Raw genomic sequence first — 22,717 nt, 5'->3', positions numbered from 1 at the left:
CTTACTGGAAACGGCGACGTGCATTGGTTTCGCGTGCTGCTCTTGCCACTTCGACTGGAACAACCCGGCGACCAACGGGCCATAACGCAATGGCAGCAATCTTGAAGTTCGCAATTCCTACAGGGATCCCAATTACGGTAATACACTGCGCGATGCCCGCCATGATATGCATAATGCACAGCCACCAGCCGAAGAAGATCAGCCAGAGAACATTCAACAGTGTCCCCCCCGTATTTAGCAGCGTATTTTTACCCTGTGGATTAAGCTCATCCACATGAATGGCTTCATTGCCGTAGGGCACAAAGGAAAGCTTGGTGATTTCCCAGCAGGAGCGAGTCAGTGGCAGGGTGAAAATCAGCACAATACTCACCAGCGTGGCAAATAGCCAGGAGAGGGTGGTCAAGAAGCCACCCAGCACGAAGTTCAGAACATTAAGTACGGTACGCATAGTGACGCTTCCCTGACAGAAAAATAAAGAGTGATTAACCGCAGAAATTATAACGCGTTTTTACTCTGGAGCGTCATTCCATCGGCAGTTAAACTTGAGCCATAACTCTTACATTGGATCGGGCAACGTAATGGAACTCAAAGCAACTTCTCTTGGCAAGCATTTAGCTCAGCACCCTTATAACCGGGTCAAACTGCTGCCTGCCGGCGTTGAGGTTAAAGGCGATCGCCACGAATATCTTATTCCATTCAATCAGTTAATCGCGATTAACTGTAAGCGTGGCCTGGTTTGGGGAGAGCTTGAATTCGTTCTTCCAGATGACAAAGTGGTTCGCCTGCACGGTACCGAATGGGCGGAGACCCAGCGCTTTTTCCATCATCTGAGTTCGCTCTGGCTCAACTGGAGCACGGAGATGAGTGAAGTTGCCGCCGAAGTATTAACCGCTCAGCGAGAGGAGATTGCGCAGCGCACTCGCAAGGAGCTGTGGTTCCGGAGAAGTGATATGCAGGCGTTACAGGATAACCTCCGCGCAGCTATTTCAGCCCTCCCGCTACCGCATGCCCGACTTGGTGAGTTCGAAAATTGCCGGGAAGCGTGGGCCATATGTAAAGCCTGGCTTGAACAGGGTGAAGAGCGCCGACACCAGCGTAATAGCGCTTATACCGAACGGATGCTGGAAAAATATGCCGCTTTCTTTGAGCAGGTTGAAAGTTCGCCGCTGAATCCGTCTCAGGCCAGGGCGGTGGTGAATGGAGAAGATTCGCTCCTGGTGCTGGCTGGGGCCGGTAGCGGCAAAACCTCCGTTCTTGTGGCGCGTGCCGGATGGTTGTTACAGCGCGGTGAAGCAACAGAGGAGCAAATCCTGCTGTTAGCCTTTGGCCGTCAGGCCGCGCAGGAAATGGATGAGCGTATAGCCAGCCGCCTTAATACCGAAGCGATTTCTGCCAGAACTTTCCATTCACTGGCGCTACACATTATTCAACAGGGGAGCAAAAAAGCCCCTCGAGTCAGTGAACTTGAGAGCGACACAGCGGCTCGCCATCAGTTGCTGATCGACAGCTGGCAGCAGCAATGCCGGGAAAAGAAGGCAATGGCCAAAGGCTGGCGGCAATGGCTTAGCGAAGAGCTTGAGTGGGATGTTCCAGAAGGTGAATACTGGCAGGACAAACGCCTGGCGAAGCGGCTTGCCAGCCGGCTCGACCGCTGGCTCGGCCTGATGCGGATGCACGGAGGTTCACAGGCTGAAATGATAGACAGCGCGCCAGAAGAGGTCAGAGAACTCTTCACTAAACGTATTAAGCTGATGGCGCCATTGTTAAAAAGCTGGAAAGCTGCCCTGAAAGCCGAAGAGGCGGTAGATTTCTCCGGGCTGATTCATCAGGCAATTAATGTACTCGAAAAGGGGCGTTTTATCAGCCCGTGGAAGCATATCCTTGTCGACGAGTTTCAGGACATTTCCCCCCAGCGGGCCGCCTTACTGGCTGCTTTAAGACGGCAGAATTCCCATACTTCGCTTTATGCCGTGGGAGATGACTGGCAGGCAATCTATCGATTTAGCGGAGCAGAAATGACGCTCACCACGGCATTTAGCCACCATTTTGGGGAGGGTGACAGCTGCGCTCTGGATACTACGTATCGTTTTAACGACCGAATCGGCGAGATTGCTAACGGTTTTGTACAGCAAAATCCGTATCAACTGCGTAAGCCGCTCAATAGTCTCTCTAAAGGGGACAAAAAAGCGGTAACTCTGCTTGCCGATGACAGGCTCGATGATTTGCTGGACAAGCTTAGTGGGTACGCCTTGCCCGAACAGCGAATTTTGGTGCTGGCGCGGTATCACTATTTGCGTCCGGAAAGTCTGGAAAAAGCCTCCACGCGATGGCCTAAGCTCAACATCGATTTTATGACTATCCACGCCAGCAAAGGGCAGCAGGCGGACTATGTGATCATTCTTGGTTTGCAGGAAGGAAAAGAAGGTTTTCCGGCACCCGCGCGGGAGTCAATCATGGAGCAGGCGCTCCTGCCACAGCCGGAGGATTTTCCGGACGCAGAGGAGCGGCGTTTACTTTATGTCGCGCTGACGCGAGCACGTCATCGGGTCTGGCTTATGTTCAACAAGCAGGAACCTTCTGTCTTTGTTGAGGCACTTAAGCGGCTGGGTGTGCCTGCGGCTAATCGCCCGTGATTATTTCAGGCGTTCATTCAGATAGCGTTGGTAATCCGGAATAAGAATATCCACGCTCTCATTGAAGCCCGGAGAGTGAATAATAAAGTCTGCGGTAGAAAGGTTGGTGGCGACCGGGATATTCCAGACGGTCGCCAGGCGCAGCAGGGCCTTAACGTCGGGATCGTGAGGAACGGCATTGAGCGGGTCCCAGAAGAAAATCAGGACATCAATTTTACCTTCGGAAATTAACGCGCCTACCTGTTGGTCGCCCCCCATTGGGCCACTGAGCATGGCGTTGACTTCAAGCCCTGTTGCTCGCTGAATTAAATTACCCGTTGTCCCGGTGGCATAGAGAGTGTGGTTGGCAAGCATTGCTTTGTGGCGCTGTACCCACTTCAAAAGCGCGTCCTTACAGTGATCGTGGGCAACCAGTGCGATATGTTTTTTTACCGCAAGGGTGCGGGTTGTTAGTTCCATTCTCTTTTCCTGGGTAGTTTTAGGCTGCTAACAGATTACTAAAAGCGCCCGGGGCTGCAAGAGCAGAACGTCAAAAAAGCGAGGCATCTCGAGGCATTGCTATGGGTTGTGGGTCTCATTTGCCCAGCGTAGAAAACGCGCCCGTGTCGGATTATCGGCCTGGCTGAACCAGTATCTCAGCCGTTGCTCTGTTAGCACTTCAGACTGCGCCGGTGGAAGATCTGGATTAGCCTGGGCAAATTGCAGAATACCTTCGTTGGCCATGCGGTTTGCGAATCCGGGCATTGACGCTTTTTTTCCTGATTTGTTATAGCGCTGTGTCTCTTCTTCATAATCCGTTCCGGTTGGATCGGGTTTTATCTCCAAAATATCGGTTCGGGTGGGAATGGAATGCCCCTGTCCGTCCTGCAGCTTAATTTGAAAGACGGCTCCAGAATGATTGGGATCTTTTAGCGGTAGAACAATATTGACCTGATCTATCTCTTTGGTGTCAAAACTGATCACCGTCGGGGGGGAAACCCCAGAAGATCGGCTGCGTGCGTTGTTTATTTTTTTTTCAACGCGCAGAACCAACTGATGTGGCCCATTATCTATTTCAATGCTGTCCGCCCCTTTAAGGAGCGAGCTGGAAACTCTTTTACCATCCAGAACCAGTAAATCCACATCGGCGGAAAGGCGCAGCGTGGTTCCCCATACCAGGGTTGGCAGCATCAATATTAGCCCTGCAAGTGGCAGACCTGCTCTCATTTCACTCTCCCTGGTGAACATGCTGAGTGGATATTTCAAAGTTTTTCCTGAGACCTGTTTATTAACATATAGACATATTTTCAGAAATTGCGCGCCTGAGTATCCAGTAGAAAGATGGCTGGGTGACGGGGTTTGGCATACACTTCAGACAACATCTTAGGGGGCGCTATGAAACAAAGTGATATCGAAAATATCCTGAAAACCACCCGTACCATTGCGCTGGTGGGGGCCAGCGACAAGCCCGATCGTCCGAGTTATCGGGTGATGGATTACCTGCTCAAACAAGGTTATGAGGTTATTCCTGTGTCGCCGAAGGTCGCGGGTAAAACGCTGTTAGGGCAGCAGGGCTATGCCACGCTTGCGGACGTACCGAAGAAAATTGATATGGTCGATGTGTTCCGTAACTCTGAGGCCGCCTGGGGCGTAGCGCAGGATGCCATCGCTGTGGGAGCGAAAACGCTATGGATGCAGCTTGGCGTGATTAATGAGCAGGCTGCGGTGCTGGCACAGAATGCGGGATTAAGCGTTGTGATGGATAAATGCCCGGCGATTGAAATCCCTCGCCTTGGGCTGGCGAAATAAGAAAAACCCCGCATCGGCGGGGTTTTTAATCAGTTACGCAGGCGTGGGGCCTGAAGCTGTTGGCGTATCGAGGCAGCCAGTTCGTCCATTGACGGCTGTTCAGGGTGCTCGTCGTCATCTTCAGAACTGAGCTGAGCTTCGGCGAGATAGGTATGAATCGCCTGGCCATCCTCATCTTCCATGACAACGTGGTACCACGGCGCCGCGCGGAGTGCGCTATTGTCGGCCAGATCGTCTTCTTGCGGCTCATCGAGCGAATACTCGGGGTCAATGTCGACCACTACGCCCAGATAGCCCAGTAAAGAATGGCGAACCTGCTGGCCAATACCGAATTTGCTGGCAATCATAGTCACCTCCCGGGAACATTACTCTGCATACGAATATGCGGGCAATTTCCGCCTTTTCAAGCTACATGACTCGACAGGCAAACCCTTTCAGATACAGCCCTTCCGGGTAGGTTGCGATCACCGGGTGATCGGCCGCCTGGCGGAACTGTTCTATAAATTGTACATCACGCCCGGCATCTACGGCGGCATCGGCGATGATTTTCTGGAATAAATCTGTGGTCATCAGCCCGGAGCAGGAGAAAGTCATCAGAATGCCGCCAGGGTTCAGTAACTGAATCGCTAACATGTTGATGTCTTTATAGCCCCGGCAGGCGCCCGCCAGCTGGTTTTTGTTTTCAACAAATTTAGGCGGGTCCATGACGATGACGTCGAATTTCTCGCCCTGGTCGCGATATTTGCGCAGCAGTTTGAACACATCGTCACGAAGAAACTCGGCTTTGCTGAGATCAAGCTTGTTCAGCTCTACGTTTTTTCTGGCGATATCCAGCGCATCCTGAGAGGTATCCACGCTTACCACCTGGCTGCAGTTACCCATCAACGCGGAAACGGCAAAACCACCGGTGTAGGAGAAGCAGTTCAGGACGCGTTTATTATCAACGTAGCGGCGAGTGGCGAAACGGCTGTCGCGCTGATCGAGGTAATAGCCCGTTTTATGCCCGCCCTGAATGTCTACCAGCAGCTTCATACCGTGTTCTTCGATAGGCAGCAGGGCAGGAGGCAGTTCACCGCTGACCGGCCCCTGAGTCAAAGCCATGCCTTCTTTCTTACGTACGGTCACATCGGAGCGATCGTAAACAGAGCATTCAGGGTAGAGAGACTGCAGGGCGGCAACGAGGGCCGGGCGCTGATATTCTGCGCCGGCAGACAACAGCTGCAGCACCAGGAAGTTGCCAAAACGATCGATAGTCACGCCCGGTAAACCGTCAGATTCACCGGCGATCAGTCGGTAGCTGTCCAGCCCATCACGCTTAGCCAGCCAGTCTCTCCACTGCTGGGCCTGCTGCAGGCGGCGAGTAAAGAAGGCGATATCAATACTTTCAGCCTGATCAAAGGTCCAGACGCGGGCGCGGATTTGCGATTCAGGGGAATATGCCGCTCGGGCGAGCCATTTGCCCTGGCTGTCCACCACATCAACCGTTTCACCGAGACTGGCCTTGCCTTCCAGGCGTGCAACAGCCCCAGAGAAAACCCATGGATGACGGCGCAATAATGACTTCTCACGCCCTTTGGCTAACACTAAACGTACGCTCATAATTTATTTGCTGCTTCGCTAAGAAATGGGCGCCATTTTCCGGTTTAGGGCCGCTAATTGCAATTTATTCACGTGAAAGCCTCACAGAGTGGGTTACTGCCAAAGAAAAAAACACGGGGTTTGTTAGACTTAGAACTGTTTTGAGCGTTCAGGTGGAGGCAATGATGAGTTCAGACAAGCAGTGCGTGAAGTGCTGGGTACACGGCATGGTTCAGGGCGTGGGCTTTCGTTACAGCACTCAGCGTGAGGGGGAAAAACTTGGCTTAACCGGCTATGCCCGTAACCTGGATGATGGCAGCGTGGAGGTGGTGGCCTGCGGAGAGGCGGGGCAGGTTGAAAAGCTGCTGGCGTGGCTAAAAGCCGGCGGGCCACGTAGCGCCAGGGTTGATAAAGTTCTGACTGAACCGTATCAACCCGAACGCGAATGGATCAACTTTGGTATCCGCTACTAGATACACTTCACCGGTTTTGGCAGGCCAGCGATTTTTGTGGCCTGTTTGGCGGGGCCTTTCGGGAACAGGCGATAAAGATAACGGCTGTTGCCTTTCTCTTCGCCGAACTTGTTCGCCATAGCCTTAACCAGCATGCGAATGGCCGGGGAGGTATTAAACTCCAGATAAAACTCGCGTACGAAGCGAACCACTTCCCAGTGCTCTACCGCCAGGGTAATGCCTTCTTTGGCGGCAATCTCTTCCGCCAGCGGCTCGCTCCACTCCTGGCTATTTTTCAGGTAGCCATCGGCATCTGTCTCTATTTCTCTGCCTTCAAAGGTCAACATAGTTATCCGCTATTTACGTCAAATCGGGCGAAGTGTAGCAAATTTTCTCTGTGGGCTTAAGGGCGGAATGCGGCAGGATTGAGGGCAAAAAAAAGAGAATGCACAAGGCATTCTCTTTTAGGGATTACGGCATCAGTTAGTCGCGGCTGGCAAAACCAAGGATGCTCAGCAGGCTAACGAAGATGTTGTAAAGAGAAACATACAGGCTTACGGTCGCGCGGATGTAGTTTGTTTCGCCGCCGCGGATAATGTTGCTGGTCTCAAACAGGATGGCGCCAGAAGAGATCAGGATAAACACCGCGCTAATCGCCAGGTGCAGAGCCGGGAGCTGCAGGAAGATGTTTGCCACCATACCAATCAGCACAACCACCACGCCCGCCATCAGCATGCCACCGAGGAAGGACATGTCTTTACGGGTTGTCAGCACATAAGCAGAGCAGCTAAAGAAGACCAGTGCGGTACCACCCAGCGCCAGGCCAATAACATCACCCATGCCTGCGGACAGATACGCATTCAGCATTGGCCCCAGGATATAGCCCAGGAAGCCGGTAAAGGCGAATGCAGACAAAATGCCCACTGGTTTATCCGCAGTTTTGTAGGTCAGGAACATCAGGCCGTACATGCCGACCAGCGTCAGAATCAGCCCTGGAGAAGGCAGCATCAGTACGGTGCTGGCGGTTGCCGTCAACGCGGAAAATGCCAGCGTTAAACTCAGCAGGAAATAGGTATTACGTAGCACCTTGTGGGTGCTGAGCAGTGACGAACGGTCACGCGAGGAGGTAATAATGCGATCCATTCTAAACTCTCTCTTTTACAGGTGTTTTATGGTCATGAGCATAATGCCCGCCTTTATTAGACAAAAGCCTTTTTACCCATCTTTACCTCGTGCAGTTTATCACATTGTAAAAAATTAATGCCATAACACCCACTTATAGGTGGCTGAAAAATATTGCTTTATTACCTAAAGCCGACTAAGAGTGTTAGCCGTACCGTCGTTAAATAACATTAATAAGGCGTAGGTCATGAAAGCAAACAACAACACATTCTCAAAATCATTGGTTGCTCTGGGTCTGCTCAGCGCTATTTCCAGCGCATGGGCAGCAGACGTTCCGCCGGGAACCGAGCTTGCAGCCAAACAGGAGCTGGTACGTAACAACGGCAGTGAACCGGCGTCGCTGGATCCCCACAAAGTGGAGAGCGACGTTGAAAGTAATATTATCGGCGACTTTTTTGACGGCCTGATTCGCGTCAAAAACGATGGTTCTATCGAACCTCATCTGGCCGAAAAATGGGATAACCAGGACAACAAAGTCTGGACATTCCATCTGCGTCCGGGGATTAAGTGGTCCAACGGTGAACCTATCACTGCTCAGGACGTGGTATGGAGCTGGAAGCGTTTAGTCGATCCTAAAACGGGCTCCCCTTACGCAACTTATCCCGGCACGATGCATATCGAAAATGCCAATGACATTGCCGAAGGCAAAAAGCCGGTCGATAGCCTGGGTGTGAAGGCGCTGGATGCAAACACCGTTCAGGTGACGCTGGACCAGCCAACGTCGGCCTTCCTGCTGATGCTTGGCCATACGTCTATGGTACCGGTGAGCGAAGCTGCGGTAGAAAAATTTGGGGATAAATGGACCCAGCCGGCCAACTTCGTGAGCAGCGGTCCGTATAAGCTGTCGCAGTGGGTGGTGAACGAGAAAGTCGTCGGCGAGCGTAATAAGCAGTACTGGGACGATGCTCATACGGTGATTAATAAGGTGACTTATCTGCCTGTGACTTCCGGTACAGCAGATATAAACCGCTATAAAGCGGGTGAGATCGACATCACCTATACCGTGCCGGAAACGCTGTTTGCCTCACTGAAAAAAGCGATTCCGGACCAGGTCCATATCACGCCTTATCTGTCCACTTACTATTATGAATTCAATACCACCAAAGCGCCGTTTAACGACCCACGCGTTCGTCTGGCATTAAACCTGGCGCTGGATAAAGATATCATCGCCGGTAAGGTGTTAGGGCAGGGGCAAAAGCCTGCGTGGCTGGTAAGCCAACCTAAAATTGGCGGGATAACGCTTAAGCCTGCGGAGTACGGTAGCTGGAGCCACGATAAGCGTGTCGCTGAGGCGAAGAAATTGCTGGCAGAGGCGGGCTTTAACGAATCTCATCCGCTGCAGTTCAACCTGCTTTATAACACCTCGGAATCTCACCAGCGCATTGCCATTGCGGCCAGTTCAATGTGGAAGAAGAACATCGGCGTCGAGGCGAAGCTCCAAAACCAGGAATGGAAAACCATGCTGGATACCAAACGTACCGGCAATTATGACCTGGTGCGCTACGGCTGGATTGCCGACTACGATGATGCGGCGACTTACCTGAATAACTTCCGTACCGGCGATAGCCAGAACAGTTCCAAATACAGCAATCCTGCCTACGATGAGATCATCGCTAAAGCTTCACAGGCCACTACCCAGGAAGAGCGTGCGAAGTACTATCAGCAGGCCGAAGATATTCTTGCGAAAGACGTCCCGACCATCCCTGTCTACCACTATGTGAAGGTTCAACTGGTGAAACCTTACGTAGGAGGTTATGCACCGAGCACGCTGGGCAAATATTTAACCCAGGATCTCTACATCAAAAAGCACTAATGCTGACGCTGCCCTCCCCGGAGGGCAGAAAAAGCGGCTTGAAACTGAGCATGTTGCTGCTGTTTCAGGCAAATAACACAAATATGATGAAATTTCAGGCGATTGAACAAAATCGTGCTTTACATGAAGTATGGGTATGTTTATAGTTCGCCTCGTTGGAAGTGTGGCCGAGCGGTTGAAGGCACCGGTCTTGAAAACCGGCGACCCGAAAGGGTTCCAGAGTTCGAATCTCTGCGCTTCCGCCAACATTCGAAGGGGTTGCCGAAAGGCGACCCCTTTTGTTTTTGGGGTGTTGGTATAGTGTTGGTATATTCACTTGGTATATTCTTGTTCTTAGCCCTCTCATTTTCTCTCTGTTTTGCTCAGTACCGGTGCTGCGAGTGTTGGTGAAATTTTCACTTTTCGGTCATACGTCGTCACCTGACTTTCCGTTTTATGGCCTGAGAAGAGTTGTTTGTCTCTGCTGCTCCCTTCGTAATCTGAAATAGCCTTGGCCTTAATGTCGTGGAATATTCCAGGCACAGCGTGGCCAAGTTTTAAAGCTGCTGCTTTCTTTGCCTTATTCCACCAGGTGTTGAACGTTTTCTTATTCATGGCGCCCCCTGATGGCCCTACATATGAGATATAAATTTTTCCTTTTGGCTATCCTGTGCATCAGTCTGGCAGGCTGCACGACACTTTATTACCGATAGCCATTATGAGAAAGCTAATACCTGCTGTTGTGCTGCTACTCAGTGGCTGCATAAATGTCTATGGGCCAGTAAAGCCAGGCGCTCAGGGAGACTCTACTCAACCAAAAGCTCCGGGTATGGATGATGCGGCATCGATCGTTAAAATTGGTAACCGTAAACCGCAAGAACTTTTCAATGCAGTAACAGCTTACTATCAGCAAAAAAGGCTTAACCCGACGGTGCAGGACAACACCACCGGTATAGTAGCGGCTGTTAGTAGTGATGAGGGAGTAGTAAGTACCTATCTGGACTGTTCCGCGCTTCCGCAAACACAAAATATACAGGAGCAATCAAGAATTGTGACCCAGATATGGAGTGCAGGAGAAGGTAGCAATGTGAGCGTGGTTGTTACAGGAGTTGTGGGTTTAGTCACTTCGGATGGAAACGATAAGGTCAAGCCCGTTGAGTGTAAAAGCACAGGTTTGTTTGAAAAGGATTTACTTGAAATCTTACGAAAGTGATTTTTTGCTTTCTTTTTAAAAAAAACTCTCAGGAGCAGGAAATCCTTCTATTCCTGAGAGGATGCAAACAGCATCATCGTTACAAAGTCGCGCCACTGTACGGGGTTTCCTGAACTAATCAACTTGTTTTAAAGGTTTTTAGGAAGAAATAAATTATTTTTGAAATGTCCTATCTAAAGTGAAATTACCTTCTAAGCTTGGTTAGCGGTTTCCGCGTATTGCTCTCTTATGCCTTGTTTTAGACCGCTCTGTCCGAGCGGTTTTTTTTCGATAACTGTTTGTGATTTGAATTGCTCTTTAGTCTTGAGGCAATGAACTGCCCCTAGGATTAGATACAACCTTCAGTTAGTAATGTCGGTTGGTTTTTCTTCATATTTTCTGTTTCGCCAGTCCGTTGCGAATTCAGCTGGTGTCTGGTAATCCAGCGATGAATGGGGACGGCACTCGTTATAATCCTGCCGCCAGTCATTAATCGTTTTCCGGGCATGAAGAATATCGCTGAACCAGTGTTCATTCAGACACTCATCGCGAAAGCGTCCGTTAAAACTCTCAATAAATCCGTTCTGCGTTGGCTTACCTGCCTGGATAAGCCGGAGTTCCACACTATGCTCAAAGGCCCATTGATCGAGCGCGCGGCAGGTAAATTCCGGGCCCTGATCGGTTCTTATTGTCGTCGGATACCCCCGAAACAACGCGATGCTGTCCAGAATACGCGTGACCTGAACGCCTGAAATACCGAAAGCAGCGGTGATCGTCAGACACTCCTTCGTGAAATCATCCACACAGGTCAGGCACTTGATCCTTCGACCGTTGGCCAGTGCATCCATAACGAAATCCATCGACCATGTAAGATTCGGTGCATCTGGGCGCAGAAGCGGAAACCGTTCGGTCGCCAGCCCTCTACGGCGTCGTCTGCGTTTTACGCTCAGTCCATTAAGGTGGTAAATACGGTATACCCGCTTGTGATTGACGTGAAGGCCCTCCCTACGCAGCAACTGCCAGATGCGCCGATAACCAAAACGTCTGCGTTCAAGCGCCAGCTCAGTAATACGCCCTGATAAATGTGCATCAGCAGCCGGACGCTGAGCATCATAACGGCAGGTCGACAGGGACAAACCTGTAAGCCGGCAGGCACGACGTTGCGACAGACCGGTCGCATCACACATCAACACCACGGCTTCCCGCTTCTGGCCTGTCGTCAGTACTGTCGCCCCAGAGCCACCTGAAGCGCCTCCTTATCCAGCATGGCTTCGGCAAGCAGCTTCTTGAGCCTGGCGTTCTCTTCCTCAAGCGACTTCAGGCGCTTAACCTCGGGCACCTCCATACCGCCATACTTCTTACGCCAGGTGTAAAAGGTGGCGTCGGAAATGGCGTGCTTACGGCAGAGCTCACGGGCAGAAACCCCGGCTTCAGCCTCGCGGAGGATACTGATGATCTGTTCGTCGGAAAAACGCTTCTTCATGGGGATGTCCTCATGTGGCTTATGAAGACATTACTAACATCGGTGTGTATTAATCAACGGGGAGCAGGTCAAAGGTGCTGGACCACCTTAATGCGAAGGACGGAAGAGGGACATTGTACTTTGCTGGGCAGGAGGGCCAGCAGGCATGGAAGATGAAAAGGGATATGCTTTCGCCGCACTACACAACGAGGTATGGAGATTTACCGCAGGTTAAATAAAGTATACTTGCTCAGCCTTGAACGGATAGGTTTCGTAAGCAGAATATCTTCAAATCTACAGGCAATTTTGAATGAGCTACGGGAATACTTTTATAGTGACAGAAAATTACACAACATCAGACATAACCTTCCTTCAATTAAAATTGTACTAAACTTTGTTTGGTTTATTCAAAATTTAACCAGAGGATACATATGACATTTAAAGAAAGACGCACCATTAGCAGGGGTATAAATCATGTGGGTCTTACGGTTCCAAACCTGCAACAGGCAACCGAATTTTTGCAAAATGCATTGGATGCTAAGTTTGTATACGACGGTCTAACCGATAGCGATTCTCCACGAGAAGGGGGGGATACCGAAAGGCAGTTGGGCCTGACAGAAGGTTCAATGATTATTAAACAGCGGCTGCTAAGAATTGGTAATGGTCCAAATCTGGAGCTTTTTGAGATAGTAAGCAGAGAACAGGCGCAACCGGTTAGGTTACAGGACTTTGGGTGGAACCACATTTCTCTTTATGTGGACGATATAGATTACGCGGTGGAAAGGGTAAGGGCAGCGGGAGGTCAGTTCCTTTCAGAAATTCATGGAAATTCGCGTCATGAAGATACCGATGGAAATGCCAGCGTATACTTCAAGGCACCTTGGGGCAGCCTGATAGAACTGCAATCAATACCTAATGGTTATTATTATCCTGAAGATAGTGAAGCAGACACATGGATACCTGAGCGATAGATGTTATGTTGCGGTTTAATCTACGTACGCAGTTTGATGGAGTTCCCCGCAGTGGACATTTCAATATCAGGAACGTCTGCTTTTGGCACGGACCGGACTGTCAGATTAGGTTTAGCTCAGGGGTGAAGTGGCATCAGATTAAACCTGATCCGGTATAAATAATGTTGCTATCTGACAGCAGTAATTCCCCACATCTCCCCAATAATTTTTAATGGAAAACGATTGTAGACAGGTAGCGTGTCTATTGTGTCGACGGACGAAGAAGGAAACAAAAAACCGTCTCTGTGATACGGTGGTTTAGTTATGAAGTGATTATGGAGATGTCAAAATTGGATCTAAGCGAAGAACGGGCAAAGTTGATGATGCTTTCTATGGGCAGGGCGGTGATGGACTTATCAGCTGCTAGTGAAAGAGTGACAAGTAAAAGCATTGCCAAAAAACTTGCAGAGTATCGCAGGGATTGTAGGGTTCTATCAGAGAAGCTTATCTACCTTGATGCTGAGTACATATTGATAGGATAGGTAAAAAAAAGCCCACAGAGGTGGGCGGTAAGGAGCATAAAGGTGGCAATGCAACTAACAGAGAATGCCTTAACCTCAGAGTAATCCTAGCCGACAGTAGGGGTGTTGCAAGTTAATGACTTGATTTTTTCTAACAAAAATCTGCCTTTGAAGCCGGGTTGCTTATGTTTTTTAAAACACTTGCAGGATACTTTAGCTGTATCTGATATCGGATGTAAGCCTCTCCTCCAGACCGTCTTTTAGTTTTGTCCTCGTTAACTATCATGGACACTTTCGCGAATATGGATGCTACCCTGGACAACAATGCGTATTACAACAGAAAACCTTGGATTTCCACAGCGCTGAGCCTGCGATTTAATGGCGCCCTGACTTACCGTGAAATCGCCGAAAAAATGACATGAGCTCTTCTGCTGCATTTTTCTTATGCGATGAATCCCATCGGAAGCGGGGCCAGGTTAAACACTATAATCCAGGCAACGAACGGCCACGTGTTGTCAGTTGCTGACTTTTCTGACCTGTTGAGAAGTACGCGACCGTCCGGGACAGTCGCAGTTTTCAGCAGACAAGAGGCCTGAGTTTTATCCGCAGGCCTTTTTATTTATGATGAATGGAAGTGAGCTACACATCAGAAAAGGGCGCCATGATGCCAGTCTGATTGTCAAGCCCTACGGTTTCATTCAGGATTTGATTTTACGGTATGCAGGGTGAGTATTGACTCCCCACAAACCACCCAGCGCACTGACAATGGCCCCCACCAGAAGAGCGAAAAATGACCATAGTGCAATTTTTGCAGCCACGCTGGCGGCTTCATCAGCTTTCTCTTTTGCCTGTTTTTTTAATTCAGCGTACTGAGCCTTCGCATCGTTCAGATTACTCTGGAGCTGGGCCATACGTTCGCTTGCCTCCTGAACGGTTTTGTCACGAGCATGAATGAAGTTATCAACGGCCTTGTCTGCTTCTTCTGGTGACAGGCTGGTATTGTCTGCCAGTGCTTTTTTCACTTCATTCCTGTCGATACCTTTGCTGACTGCTTCGGCCCGTGATTTCAGTTTATCGCTTAAGGTATTAATAATGGCGTCACTGTTGCCCGGGTTGACGGCCAAATCTTTGACAGAACCAGCAATGTCACTTCCAGCTGCCTGAAGCTGGGATTGCAGAAACTCCGGCTGAAGTTCTTTAATATTGGTCTTGCGTAGTGCATCAAGTACCTGTCGATCGGCATCTGGGGCTGTGAGCTGAGTGTTCAATCCGAGCCTGTCAGCGAGGTTCTGGGCAATATCTGCTGTTACGCCCGATACTTTTCCTGCAGCACTACCTAGTCCACTCACTGCAGTGCCTGTGGCAGAAGCTGCTGCGCCAATGGCGTTTCCGGTCATGTTCAGAATGCCGCCAGCGGCGGCGAAGCCCAGCACTGAGGCCACGAGCAGGGACGTCGCCCATGAAAGAAATCCATGGATGGTTCCATCCTTACCCGCCAGTCTGCCAGCCACAAAACCGCCACAGGCCAGACTCAGCACTATCGAGATAACCGACCAGATTAGAACAGTCTTGCCAGCACCATTGACTACATCATCAGACTTAGGTGAAAGCATTGAAAAACCCAGGCTGGACCCAAGCGTAGCCAGAAGCAGGGACACTGCGATTACTGTTACCACGCCAGCGATGATACTACCCCATGAGACACGCCTGTTCAGATCCGCTTCTTTTACAAATTCCATTGTAATCTCCATTTAACCGCTAATGAAAAGGCGTGGTTAATCCACGCCTAGATTAATCTTAGTAAATAAATGGAGCACTGAGATCGATTAGCAGAAACAGGCATCAGCCACTCTGCCAGAGTTAGGGGATTTGGGGCACGGACGGTTAGTACTAAGCGCAAGACAGTGCATGTGAGACGCTTACATATCGGATTACTGACTGATTGAACTGGAGTCTCTTCCCTTCGCTAACAAAAGCCGCATTTCTGCGGCCTCTATTTACTCTAACGCCTTGCATGCGGGCGCGTATCACTGCACCGGCATTGCATAACCACCGATGATAAACCATGCCAGTAGCAATACAGCAGAAACGATGATGGCAACTGGGAACAGATATCCTATTTTCATGGGCTGTGACTTCCTGTTAGTTGTTATGGCTACTGGCGCTATTCTGGTTTCTCGTCAGTCTATTATGCTTTGAAATTGTATAGATAAATGGGAGAGGGAATAACCTGGCGATTTAATCAGTGTGAGGCGCTACTGCCATATAGACGGCTGTCACGCCACGGATGAGGATGTTCATCGCCTGTTCACCCATGTGCGCTTTCTGCAGGCATTAGCATAGATGTATACAATTTGTCCCATAGCCGTTTAAGGATTGTCAAATTAAGTGGGAGGCGAGGTTTGGCAATATGTGTTTCATCAAACGTTTTAGCACCAACCCATGATCAGTCGGCAGAAAAATTCACAGTAAGGCAATCGGTATTAATAGCCATTTTGCCTGAATCCAACAGGCGATGTGAACAGGCAATCAGAAGTAAAACATTGTTCCCGAACATTATGATTAACGGATTACTGATAACTCGGGCTCCAGCAAAAGACTCATATCAAAACCAGTTATCCTAAAACCAAACTCTTTATATAAATTTAAAGCCCTTTGGTTGTCCGGTGATACTCTTAGCTCCACCTCAAACGCACCCTGACTAGCCAACTCATTCAGGAACGCACGGATAAAATCCCTGCCCATTCCCTTCCCCTGAAATTCTGGAATAAGCATTATATCTGATAAAAAAGCTGAGTTATCTTCCAGGCTGAACCACAGATATCCCACAGCCTGACTGTCATGTTCATAAGTTCTAAAGTGGTTATTTGGAGTAAGCATACCCGCAGGCAAAGCTGTTTTAAATGATTTCGACGCCTCTACTTGAGCTTTTTTACGGCTGTACCGATGATTTGTCATCAGGTCTTCAACATAGTCATTTGAAGATAGGTCTGCCCAGAGGTCAAACTCGTCGCAACGCATGGGCCTATAAATTGATTTAAGGATTTTTAATGGTTTTGTTTTCAATCTACTGTCTCACTCTTACTAATAAAGCAAACTCTGTACTACTCTACCGACTTAACCATCTATCCACTATGAAAAAATGTAACATATAGCTTTGCCAACTTAAAGTAATCCTGCTGACGCCGAAGTCTGCTCCTGGATCATAGCGGACCTCAGCGGTATCAAAAGAGTTACCATTGAGGTTTTCCACTAGCAATAGGATGTTGAATACACTGAGGTAAAAAATAGGATTAATGGCTAAATGTTCTCCCCAAAACTAGAAATAACGATAGCGATTTCGGCAAGTTTGTGCATGATGATTTGGGCGTAAAACCAAAAGCTGGTTGTCAGTAATGGTTAATAAAAACATCATCTTATGATGATTTTTGTATGTAGTGCTGCGTCATTAGTATCGTCCTGGGCCACGAATATGAATTAGGTATATCAAGTCACACAAAGTCAGTGGTAAGGATCTGGTTTTCAGTGATTATTTGGTCTGCATGAGAGTCTGAACCTGCGACCCCCGACCCCCGACCCCCGACCCCCGACCCCCGATGACGGATGGCAGTAAAGTGTTGGTATATTAAGTGTTGATAAGTCGGTAACTTGTTGATTTATAGCATTGCTATCTTTTCTGTTTATACCATACCTACAAGTTAACTTATTGATTTACTGTAATTATAGTGCGGTCTTGAAAACCGGCGACCCGAAAGGGTTCCAGAGTTCGAATCTCTGCGCTTCCGCCAACATTCGAAGGGGTTGCCGAAAGGCAGCCCCTTTTGCTTTGGCGCTGTAGCAACGCGCTGCAAGTGCAGGCTTTGTACATCACCTTCGTACACCTTTAGCCTTCCTGTAAGTTCCTGGCGACATCTTAAAGCTGCGGGTAAACAGCCGGTTAAAGCTCTGCTGTGAGTCAAAGCCGTACTTCACCGAAATATCGACGATTCGTTCCTGGGTATTTTTGAGATCCTGTGCCGCCAGCTGTAATTTTCTGATTCTGATGTATCGGCCAATACTTTCGCCTTTATAATATAAAAAAATTCTCTGGAAGTGCCATTTAGAGTAGCCAGAATAGCGAGCAACATCCTCTATTCGTAATCGACGATGAATATTATTATCTATCCAGCCGGTGATGGTTTCTATGACTTTGGCGGAAATCTTCATGCTGATATCTCTCAGTGTTAGTAAATGCTTAGTTACGCGTTGAACGCTGCAGTAGCGATTTAATGAAATTTCTAAGATGGCAGGATAAAATATAACGATCGATGTTTTTTGTTTTATCTGAATGGCAACGCCTGACGTTGTTTTTATATAAGGGTGGTTTCGGAGGGTGTTTTGAATGTATGCTTTTAACGTCTGTATTATTACAGACGTTAAAATCACCCTTTTCGTACAGGCATGCTTTAAAATCATGAACTCCCGTGGAGGAGAGAAATGCCACGAAGGTGAAAATCACAATAAGCGCGATCTTCATAACGATGCTTCGGCCTGTTGTTGTAATGAATACACAATGGCAAAAGAAATCAGAACGTATAATTGATGGCAAGCATACCGGTCGTACCGTCTTTTCTCATGACGATGGGGCTGTTGGAGGCTTTCTTATCAAGCCAGGCATAGCTCAGGCTAAACAAGCCTCCCCAGTGTTCGCTGAACTGATGGGTCAGCGTCAGGCTGGTATCCGTGCCGTAAAACCCACCGGCGCTGCTGTAGCGCGAGAAACCTGATCGGTTGTGCTGCTGTTCGTTGACGCCGTACCAGGTATTCATATAACGGGCATCGCCAAATAATGCGCTGGCCTGAAATGTAAGCGTATTAACTTCGTTCATAATCGGGATATAATTTATTGCTGTGGAATAAGATACGCCCTGGCCGTCATTTAACGGCAGCGTTGTTTTACCTTCAAAAACCAGCCAGGGGGCGACGGCCCAGCCAAGCGCAATACCCGAATTGACCGTAGACGAAATATCCCCCATGCCTTTAAGTTTATTCGAGCCTTTTCGCCAGCCTGAATTTTTATCCGTGCGGCCTGAATCGTAACCCAATGTTGGCTCGAAATATAAACCATTATCGCTTTGAAGATGAATGCCAAGCCCATTCATGGAATCAAAGAATATATTACTCATCTGAATGTGTATCAGTGGAATAACACTGGTGTTTTGTTCATTAGCTCCGCTGTATCGCGGAGAGGATATAGCTCCAAGGCCAAAGGTTGTCACGGTTTGATCAGAATTAAATTCACTTGCATACGATGATGAAATACTGGAAATTATCAGCGGTGCAATTATGTATTTTGTGCTTTTCTTCGTTAACATAATGATTCTCATCGTCAGGTGTTTATATTTTTTGTGCATACTTAGCTCAGTAAGTAAAAGGATTATGCTGAGGGCTTATCAATGAACGACCAGGGATTTGTGAAGAAACTGTCAAGGTAACATTAAATGAAAAATAAACGGGTCCTGGTGATTGAAGACGACGCTGATGCGGCAAATGTGTTGGAGGCCTATCTTAAACGCGAAGGCTATAGCGTTTCGGTGGCCGGGGATGGCCTGGCGGGCATGAACACGGTGGTTACCTGGAAGCCCGATCTTATTTTGCTGGACGTCATGCTCCCCGGGATGAACGGCACGGAAATTCTTGCGGCCGTCAGGCGAAAGGGCAATACGCCCGTCATCATGATCACCGCCATGGGCGAACCCTATGACAAGATCGGCGCTTTACGCTATGGCGCCGATGATTATGTGGTTAAGCCCTACAATCCCGGCGAAGTCATGGCCAGGGTGCAGGCCGTGCTCAGGCGCAGCCTGGCCAGCCAACTCCCCGCAGAAGATGTTTTACGCTGGGGTCCACTGGAGGTTGATGTCACCAATTTGGCGGCGCAGGTGTTGCATGAGGGGCATCCTCCCCTGCGCCTGGATTTAACGCTCACCGAGTTTTCTATTTTGAAAACGCTAATGCGTGCCTCGACGAGGCCGCTCAGCCGCCAGTTTTTGCTCGAAGAGTGTCTCCCGGAAAGCGACGCTCTGGAGCGAGTGGTGGACACGCATGTCTATAACTTAAGGAAAAAGCTTGAGGCGGCGGGAGTTGATAATCTCATTCTGAACGTGCGTGGCATTGGCTACAGGTTCTGCAAACCATGAACAACAAAAAGAGCAAATCGCTCCTGCTGTGGATATCGATTCGTATCATCGTGGTGGCCGTCAGCGTACTGTTTTTCATCGTGCTGGCGATGTGGAGCATCTACGCGGTTCAGTATTACTGGGTTGTACATCACATGTCGCCTGCCGCTTACCAGGAGTTTCTGACGCTGCGGGCGAACCCTGACTTAGACATTGTTCGTTTTCATCAAATTGTGGATGCCCGCTGGGGAATTGAATACAGCACGCCTTCCATCAGCTCTCTCAACTGGGGCTGGTTGTTTATCTTTATTTCCATGGCGACCCCATTTGTGATCGTCAGCTGTTTACGCGCCACGCGTCCGCTTGCCGCGCAGTTTCGCAGCCTGACGGACGTCGCGGAGATAGTGGCTCAGGGGGATTTCAATCAACAGGCAAAACGGGTGGATGAATGCCCGGCGGAGGTGACTCGCTTTGCCAGCAACTTCAATAAAATGATTAGCCAGCTGGCGCTGTACGAACGCGAGCTTAAGGCCGCGCACGTCGCGGCCGCACATGAACTGCGCTCACCGCTTACCGCCGCTATGGGGCGGCTGCAGGGCATGATCGACCATGTGTTTCCGGCGGATGAAAAACAGCTGAATATGGTGATGACGCAGCTAAAAAACCTCAGCCACCTGACCGATGATTTGCACTTCCTTTCCCTGGCGGGCGCGGGGCAACTCTCGCTCCAGCACGGCGTATTCTCGCTTTCTGAAGTCCTGAATGAACGGGTAGCATGGCTAAAACCCCAGCTGGAAGCGGCCGGGATGTCCGTCTCGGTGGAGGCGGAAGATGAATTCTATTACTCAGGAGATGAAGCCCGACTGGGGCAGGTCTTCACCATTATCATTGAGAACATGCTTCGCTATTGCAGCAAGGGCGATCGCATGTCCATTCGCTTTCGCCATCTTAAGCAGGGCATTGAAATCCAGTTTCTTGATACCGGGCCTGGCGTCGCCGGGGATTATCTGCCGCATATTTTTGAGCGTTTCACCCGCGGGGAGCGCTCGCGGGCAAGAGATTCAGGCGGCAGCGGGCTGGGGCTTTCTATTGCCAGAGAAATCTGTCATGCGCACCACGGGGATATCCACGCCAGCCTGCCTGCCGAGGGCGGGTTGCTGATGACGATAAATTTGCCGGTGCCGCTCAGCGAAGATGAAACCTGACTTACTCGTACCACGCCGGTGCCAGCGTAAATTGCGGCCAGACGTCGGGATCGTGGCCGGGAATCAGCCTTGCCCCATGGCATTCGGTCAGGTGTCTCAATTTTGCCACCGAGCGTGCAGCGTCGCTGGCTGAGGTCATCAAGCCCGGAAGCGCGCGGTCATAAAAATGATCCAGCGTATAGGCCGCATCAATCGCCAGCGTGAATGCCTTACCGCTGGTGAGCGTCACCAGAAACGACTGATGCCCCGGCGAATGTCCCGGGGTCGAAATGCAGCGCAGCGTCCCGTCGTCGTACAAATCAAAACCGTCTTCATCCAGCAACTGCCAGTTCAGATTCTGGCGGGCAAAATCCTTGAGGCAATAGGCGCCTGCGGTGAACCAGTCAGGCTGAAAGGCATAGTTGTATTCCTGCCGTTGCACGATATGTAAGGCATTTGGGAAGCGCCCAATCGCGCCGGTGTGGTCAGAGTGCAGGTGAGAAAGTAATACATAGCGAATCTCTTCCGGCTCAATGCCCAGCGCACACAGCTGCGCCACGCATCCCTGTTCTTCGGTCATTAACGGCTGATAATGTTTGACCGTATCTCCCCAGTATGCCCGAGGATCGGCTAACCCTTCTGCCGCTAGCCCGCCGTCAATAATGGCGTGGCCTTTCGGGTGAGTCAGAAGGAACCAAGGGACGGGGATTTCATAGTGGCTCCCTTCCCCCTGATTCATCCTGATATCGTGATACTTGCAGCGTTGAGTGCCGGACTGGAAAAGATAAAGTCTGATCTCTGCCATGATGATATTCCTGATTAGTAAGAGCATTTGATAACGCATAAGCCGTCAGTTTTATGTAAATTGCACTGGCGCAGTAGATATCTGTTACTGCTTTCATCTATCGGAAAAACCAATATACTCAGTCCATGGATCTTCTGGCGGCAATGCGAATTTATGTGCGGGTGGTGGAGCGGGGCAGTATGTCCGCCGCCGCGCGCGATATCGGCATCGGACAGCCGGCGGTGAGTGAGAGGATTGAGCGGCTGGAAGCTCACCTTGGCACCCGTCTGCTGCGGCGAAACACGCGCCGAATGTCCATGACCGACAGCGGAGCGCTATTCTATGAACGCAGTAAAGTCGTGATTTCGGCGGCAGATCTTGCGCTGGCGGTCGTGGATGAGCGGGTGGGGCTGAAAGGGCTGATTCGCATCGCAGCACCCTTCGGCGCGGGTGAAGAAATTCTGATGCCCGCCTTGCTGAAGCTGAGAGCAAACCATCCCGATCTGAATATTGAGCTGGTCCTGAACGATCGCGTAGTCGATCCGGTGACGGAGGGCGTCGATATTTCGTTCAGGCTTGGTGATCCGGGTGAAGGCGATTTTGTGGCGTATCCGCTGGGTAATGTGCGGCGGGTGCTGGTGGCTTCCCCGGAGTATTTGGTGCGAAACGGTACGCCAACTTCCCCCGACGACCTGATTCACCATGCTTTTGCGCGAGTATCTGGCCTGTTTAACGACAACCGGCTACCGCTTATTTCACAACATAACCAGATTATCAGCGCCCGGCTGAACGTGGTGTTCAGCGCCAATCACTGGCGGCCGCTCTACACAATGCTGAGGGCGGGTGCCGCGCTCGGCGTGTTGCAATATCCGGTATGTCACCAGGCGCTGGAAAACGGCCAGCTTGTCGCTCTACTGCCGGAATACGCTGTGCCGCCATTTAGCGCCTTTTTACTTTACCCACCAATAAATAAAGCCTCCCGCGAGGTCAGTGCGTGTGTCGCATTCCTGAAAGACACGCTCGCGGAGGCTCTCGCGTAAC

The 22,717-nt window shown here is 50.0% G+C and carries 23 protein-coding genes, 1 tRNA gene and 2 pseudogenes; 11 read left to right on the top strand and 15 right to left on the bottom strand.

Going from position 1 to position 22,717, the window contains the following annotated elements; all coding sequences use genetic code 11:
- Window position 1: 1 nt before the first annotated feature.
- Window positions 2–448 carry a YccF domain-containing protein gene (locus tag WFK85_RS01900; protein WP_336708461.1) on the bottom strand — a complete coding sequence of 149 codons (447 nt, stop codon included), beginning with the start codon at window positions 446–448 and terminating at the stop codon, window positions 2–4.
- Window positions 449–578: 130 nt separating this feature from the next.
- On the opposite strand from WFK85_RS01900, the gene helD reads away from it, so the two are divergent.
- The gene (gene helD / locus WFK85_RS01895; protein ID WP_336708459.1) at window positions 579–2,633 is read left to right on the top strand and encodes a DNA helicase IV; all 2,055 of its coding nucleotides are present in this window, start codon (window positions 579–581) and stop codon (window positions 2,631–2,633) included.
- On the opposite strand, the gene mgsA is transcribed toward helD, so the two are convergent.
- On the bottom strand, window positions 2,634–3,092 hold the full coding sequence (gene mgsA / locus WFK85_RS01890; protein WP_336708457.1) for a methylglyoxal synthase: 459 nt from the start codon (window positions 3,090–3,092) through the stop codon (window positions 2,634–2,636).
- 99 nt (window positions 3,093–3,191) lie between these two features.
- Entirely contained in the window at window positions 3,192–3,839 is a 648-nt protein-coding gene (gene csgI / locus WFK85_RS01885; protein ID WP_336708455.1) for a curli synthesis inhibitor, read from the bottom strand.
- A 168-nt stretch (window positions 3,840–4,007) separates the two neighbouring features.
- On the opposite strand from csgI, the gene WFK85_RS01880 reads away from it, so the two are divergent.
- The gene (locus tag WFK85_RS01880) at window positions 4,008–4,421 is read left to right on the top strand and encodes a CoA-binding protein (RefSeq protein WP_008461263.1); all 414 of its coding nucleotides are present in this window, start codon (window positions 4,008–4,010) and stop codon (window positions 4,419–4,421) included.
- 29 nt (window positions 4,422–4,450) lie between these two features.
- Here WFK85_RS01880 and hspQ read toward each other — a convergent pair whose 3' ends face one another.
- Both hspQ and rlmI read right to left on the bottom strand, forming a co-directional pair.
- Window positions 4,451–4,768, bottom strand: a complete 318-nt coding sequence (gene hspQ / locus WFK85_RS01875) for a heat shock protein HspQ (RefSeq protein ID WP_008461265.1) — start codon at window positions 4,766–4,768, stop codon at window positions 4,451–4,453.
- 61 nt (window positions 4,769–4,829) lie between these two features.
- Entirely contained in the window at window positions 4,830–6,020 is a 1,191-nt protein-coding gene (rlmI, locus tag WFK85_RS01870) for a 23S rRNA (cytosine(1962)-C(5))-methyltransferase RlmI (RefSeq protein WP_008461267.1), read from the bottom strand.
- A gap of 161 nt (window positions 6,021–6,181) precedes the next feature.
- Here rlmI and yccX point away from each other — a divergent pair, with 161 nt between their 5' ends.
- Window positions 6,182–6,472, top strand: coding sequence for an acylphosphatase (yccX, locus tag WFK85_RS01865; protein ID WP_166995548.1), 291 nt, complete (start codon window positions 6,182–6,184; stop codon window positions 6,470–6,472).
- Here yccX and tusE read toward each other — a convergent pair.
- Window positions 6,469–6,798: a sulfurtransferase TusE gene (gene tusE, locus WFK85_RS01860; RefSeq protein WP_008461270.1), complete on the bottom strand. Its 330-nt coding sequence runs from the start codon at window positions 6,796–6,798 to the stop codon at window positions 6,469–6,471. The two genes, yccX and tusE, sit on opposite strands and share 4 nt — an antisense overlap.
- A gap of 136 nt (window positions 6,799–6,934) precedes the next feature.
- Entirely contained in the window at window positions 6,935–7,594 is a 660-nt protein-coding gene (gene yccA, locus WFK85_RS01855; RefSeq protein WP_039291604.1) for an FtsH protease modulator YccA, read from the bottom strand.
- 226 nt (window positions 7,595–7,820) lie between these two features.
- Here yccA and WFK85_RS01850 point away from each other — a divergent pair, with 226 nt between their 5' ends.
- Window positions 7,821–9,446, top strand: a complete 1,626-nt coding sequence (locus tag WFK85_RS01850) for an ABC transporter substrate-binding protein (RefSeq protein WP_166995550.1) — start codon at window positions 7,821–7,823, stop codon at window positions 9,444–9,446.
- 157 nt (window positions 9,447–9,603) lie between these two features.
- Window positions 9,604–9,691 (top strand) — tRNA-Ser (locus tag WFK85_RS01845).
- Between the two features lie 97 nt (window positions 9,692–9,788).
- On the opposite strand, the pseudogene WFK85_RS01840 reads toward WFK85_RS01845, so the two are convergent.
- A pseudogene (locus tag WFK85_RS01840) lies at window positions 9,789–10,049 on the bottom strand (integrase); the annotation flags it as partial.
- A 205-nt stretch (window positions 10,050–10,254) separates the two neighbouring features.
- Here WFK85_RS01840 and WFK85_RS01835 point away from each other — a divergent pair.
- Window positions 10,255–10,638: a hypothetical protein gene (locus WFK85_RS01835; protein ID WP_286184349.1), complete on the top strand. Its 384-nt coding sequence runs from the start codon at window positions 10,255–10,257 to the stop codon at window positions 10,636–10,638.
- A gap of 341 nt (window positions 10,639–10,979) precedes the next feature.
- Here the strand turns inward: WFK85_RS01835 and WFK85_RS01830 are convergent.
- A protein-coding gene (locus WFK85_RS01830; RefSeq protein ID WP_166999304.1) for an IS3 family transposase occupies window positions 10,980–12,100 on the bottom strand; the annotation gives its coding sequence in 2 pieces (ribosomal slippage) (window positions 10,980–11,845 and window positions 11,845–12,100; 1,122 coding nt in all).
- Window positions 12,101–12,171: 71 nt separating this feature from the next.
- Between WFK85_RS01830 and WFK85_RS01825 the strand changes: the two are divergent.
- A pseudogene (locus WFK85_RS01825) lies at window positions 12,172–12,318 on the top strand (DUF4113 domain-containing protein); the annotation flags it as partial.
- Window positions 12,319–12,510: 192 nt separating this feature from the next.
- Window positions 12,511–13,050 carry a VOC family protein gene (locus WFK85_RS01820; RefSeq protein WP_166993647.1) on the top strand — a complete coding sequence of 180 codons (540 nt, stop codon included), beginning with the start codon at window positions 12,511–12,513 and terminating at the stop codon, window positions 13,048–13,050.
- Window positions 13,051–14,248: 1,198 nt separating this feature from the next.
- Here WFK85_RS01820 and WFK85_RS01815 read toward each other — a convergent pair.
- From WFK85_RS01815 to WFK85_RS01795, 5 genes are all read right to left on the bottom strand, one after another.
- The gene (locus tag WFK85_RS01815) at window positions 14,249–15,289 is read right to left on the bottom strand and encodes a YrzE family protein (protein WP_166993649.1); all 1,041 of its coding nucleotides are present in this window, start codon (window positions 15,287–15,289) and stop codon (window positions 14,249–14,251) included.
- A 288-nt stretch (window positions 15,290–15,577) separates the two neighbouring features.
- A complete protein-coding gene (locus WFK85_RS01810) occupies window positions 15,578–15,676 on the bottom strand; it encodes a YoaK family small membrane protein (RefSeq protein ID WP_034810062.1) in 99 nt (32 codons plus the stop codon).
- A gap of 436 nt (window positions 15,677–16,112) precedes the next feature.
- Window positions 16,113–16,616 (bottom strand): GNAT family N-acetyltransferase, encoded by a 504-nt coding sequence (locus WFK85_RS01805; RefSeq protein ID WP_034810064.1) that lies wholly within the window; start codon window positions 16,614–16,616, stop codon window positions 16,113–16,115.
- A gap of 801 nt (window positions 16,617–17,417) precedes the next feature.
- On the bottom strand, window positions 17,418–17,756 hold the full coding sequence (locus WFK85_RS01800) for a helix-turn-helix domain-containing protein (protein ID WP_166994039.1): 339 nt from the start codon (window positions 17,754–17,756) through the stop codon (window positions 17,418–17,420).
- Between the two features lie 359 nt (window positions 17,757–18,115).
- The gene (locus WFK85_RS01795) at window positions 18,116–18,904 is read right to left on the bottom strand and encodes a MipA/OmpV family protein (RefSeq protein WP_336709656.1); all 789 of its coding nucleotides are present in this window, start codon (window positions 18,902–18,904) and stop codon (window positions 18,116–18,118) included.
- Between the two features lie 126 nt (window positions 18,905–19,030).
- On the opposite strand from WFK85_RS01795, the gene WFK85_RS01790 reads away from it, so the two are divergent.
- On the top strand, window positions 19,031–19,729 hold the full coding sequence (locus WFK85_RS01790) for a response regulator (protein ID WP_336709658.1): 699 nt from the start codon (window positions 19,031–19,033) through the stop codon (window positions 19,727–19,729).
- The gene (locus WFK85_RS01785) at window positions 19,726–20,913 is read left to right on the top strand and encodes a sensor histidine kinase (protein ID WP_336709659.1); all 1,188 of its coding nucleotides are present in this window, start codon (window positions 19,726–19,728) and stop codon (window positions 20,911–20,913) included. The genes WFK85_RS01790 and WFK85_RS01785 overlap by 4 nt, the downstream gene beginning before the upstream one ends.
- Before the next feature lies 1 nt (window position 20,914).
- Here the strand turns inward: WFK85_RS01785 and attM are convergent, their stop codons facing one another.
- Window positions 20,915–21,697, bottom strand: a complete 783-nt coding sequence (gene attM, locus WFK85_RS01780; RefSeq protein WP_336709660.1) for an AttM family quorum-quenching N-acyl homoserine lactonase — start codon at window positions 21,695–21,697, stop codon at window positions 20,915–20,917.
- A 143-nt stretch (window positions 21,698–21,840) separates the two neighbouring features.
- Here attM and WFK85_RS01775 point away from each other — a divergent pair, with 143 nt between their 5' ends.
- Window positions 21,841–22,716, top strand: coding sequence for a LysR family transcriptional regulator (locus WFK85_RS01775; protein WP_336709661.1), 876 nt, complete (start codon window positions 21,841–21,843; stop codon window positions 22,714–22,716).
- Window position 22,717 lies beyond the last annotated feature (1 nt).

This window comes from Cedecea sp. VD22 (genome assembly GCF_037150195.1).
In the GTDB taxonomy this organism is placed as follows: domain Bacteria; phylum Pseudomonadota; class Gammaproteobacteria; order Enterobacterales; family Enterobacteriaceae; genus Cedecea.
Note: the sequence above shows the minus strand (reverse complement) of the source record. Positions and strands in the feature narration are given on the sequence as shown.

Coding starts and splice junctions, on each gene's coding strand:
- WFK85_RS01900 (WP_336708461.1), bottom strand. CDS start 448: ATGCGTACCGTACTTAATGTTCTGAACTTCGTGCTGGGTGGCTTCTTG.
- helD (WP_336708459.1), top strand. CDS start 579: ATGGAACTCAAAGCAACTTCTCTTGGCAAGCATTTAGCTCAGCACCCT.
- mgsA (WP_336708457.1), bottom strand. CDS start 3,092: ATGGAACTAACAACCCGCACCCTTGCGGTAAAAAAACATATCGCACTG.
- csgI (WP_336708455.1), bottom strand. CDS start 3,839: ATGAGAGCAGGTCTGCCACTTGCAGGGCTAATATTGATGCTGCCAACC.
- WFK85_RS01880 (WP_008461263.1), top strand. CDS start 4,008: ATGAAACAAAGTGATATCGAAAATATCCTGAAAACCACCCGTACCATT.
- hspQ (WP_008461265.1), bottom strand. CDS start 4,768: ATGATTGCCAGCAAATTCGGTATTGGCCAGCAGGTTCGCCATTCTTTA.
- rlmI (WP_008461267.1), bottom strand. CDS start 6,020: ATGAGCGTACGTTTAGTGTTAGCCAAAGGGCGTGAGAAGTCATTATTG.
- yccX (WP_166995548.1), top strand. CDS start 6,182: ATGATGAGTTCAGACAAGCAGTGCGTGAAGTGCTGGGTACACGGCATG.
- tusE (WP_008461270.1), bottom strand. CDS start 6,798: ATGTTGACCTTTGAAGGCAGAGAAATAGAGACAGATGCCGATGGCTAC.
- yccA (WP_039291604.1), bottom strand. CDS start 7,594: ATGGATCGCATTATTACCTCCTCGCGTGACCGTTCGTCACTGCTCAGC.
- WFK85_RS01850 (WP_166995550.1), top strand. CDS start 7,821: ATGAAAGCAAACAACAACACATTCTCAAAATCATTGGTTGCTCTGGGT.
- WFK85_RS01835 (WP_286184349.1), top strand. CDS start 10,255: ATGGATGATGCGGCATCGATCGTTAAAATTGGTAACCGTAAACCGCAA.
- WFK85_RS01820 (WP_166993647.1), top strand. CDS start 12,511: ATGACATTTAAAGAAAGACGCACCATTAGCAGGGGTATAAATCATGTG.
- WFK85_RS01815 (WP_166993649.1), bottom strand. CDS start 15,289: ATGGAATTTGTAAAAGAAGCGGATCTGAACAGGCGTGTCTCATGGGGT.
- WFK85_RS01810 (WP_034810062.1), bottom strand. CDS start 15,676: ATGAAAATAGGATATCTGTTCCCAGTTGCCATCATCGTTTCTGCTGTA.
- WFK85_RS01800 (WP_166994039.1), bottom strand. CDS start 17,756: ATGAAGATTTCCGCCAAAGTCATAGAAACCATCACCGGCTGGATAGAT.
- WFK85_RS01795 (WP_336709656.1), bottom strand. CDS start 18,904: ATGTTAACGAAGAAAAGCACAAAATACATAATTGCACCGCTGATAATT.
- WFK85_RS01790 (WP_336709658.1), top strand. CDS start 19,031: ATGAAAAATAAACGGGTCCTGGTGATTGAAGACGACGCTGATGCGGCA.
- WFK85_RS01785 (WP_336709659.1), top strand. CDS start 19,726: ATGAACAACAAAAAGAGCAAATCGCTCCTGCTGTGGATATCGATTCGT.
- attM (WP_336709660.1), bottom strand. CDS start 21,697: ATGGCAGAGATCAGACTTTATCTTTTCCAGTCCGGCACTCAACGCTGC.
- WFK85_RS01775 (WP_336709661.1), top strand. CDS start 21,841: ATGCGAATTTATGTGCGGGTGGTGGAGCGGGGCAGTATGTCCGCCGCC.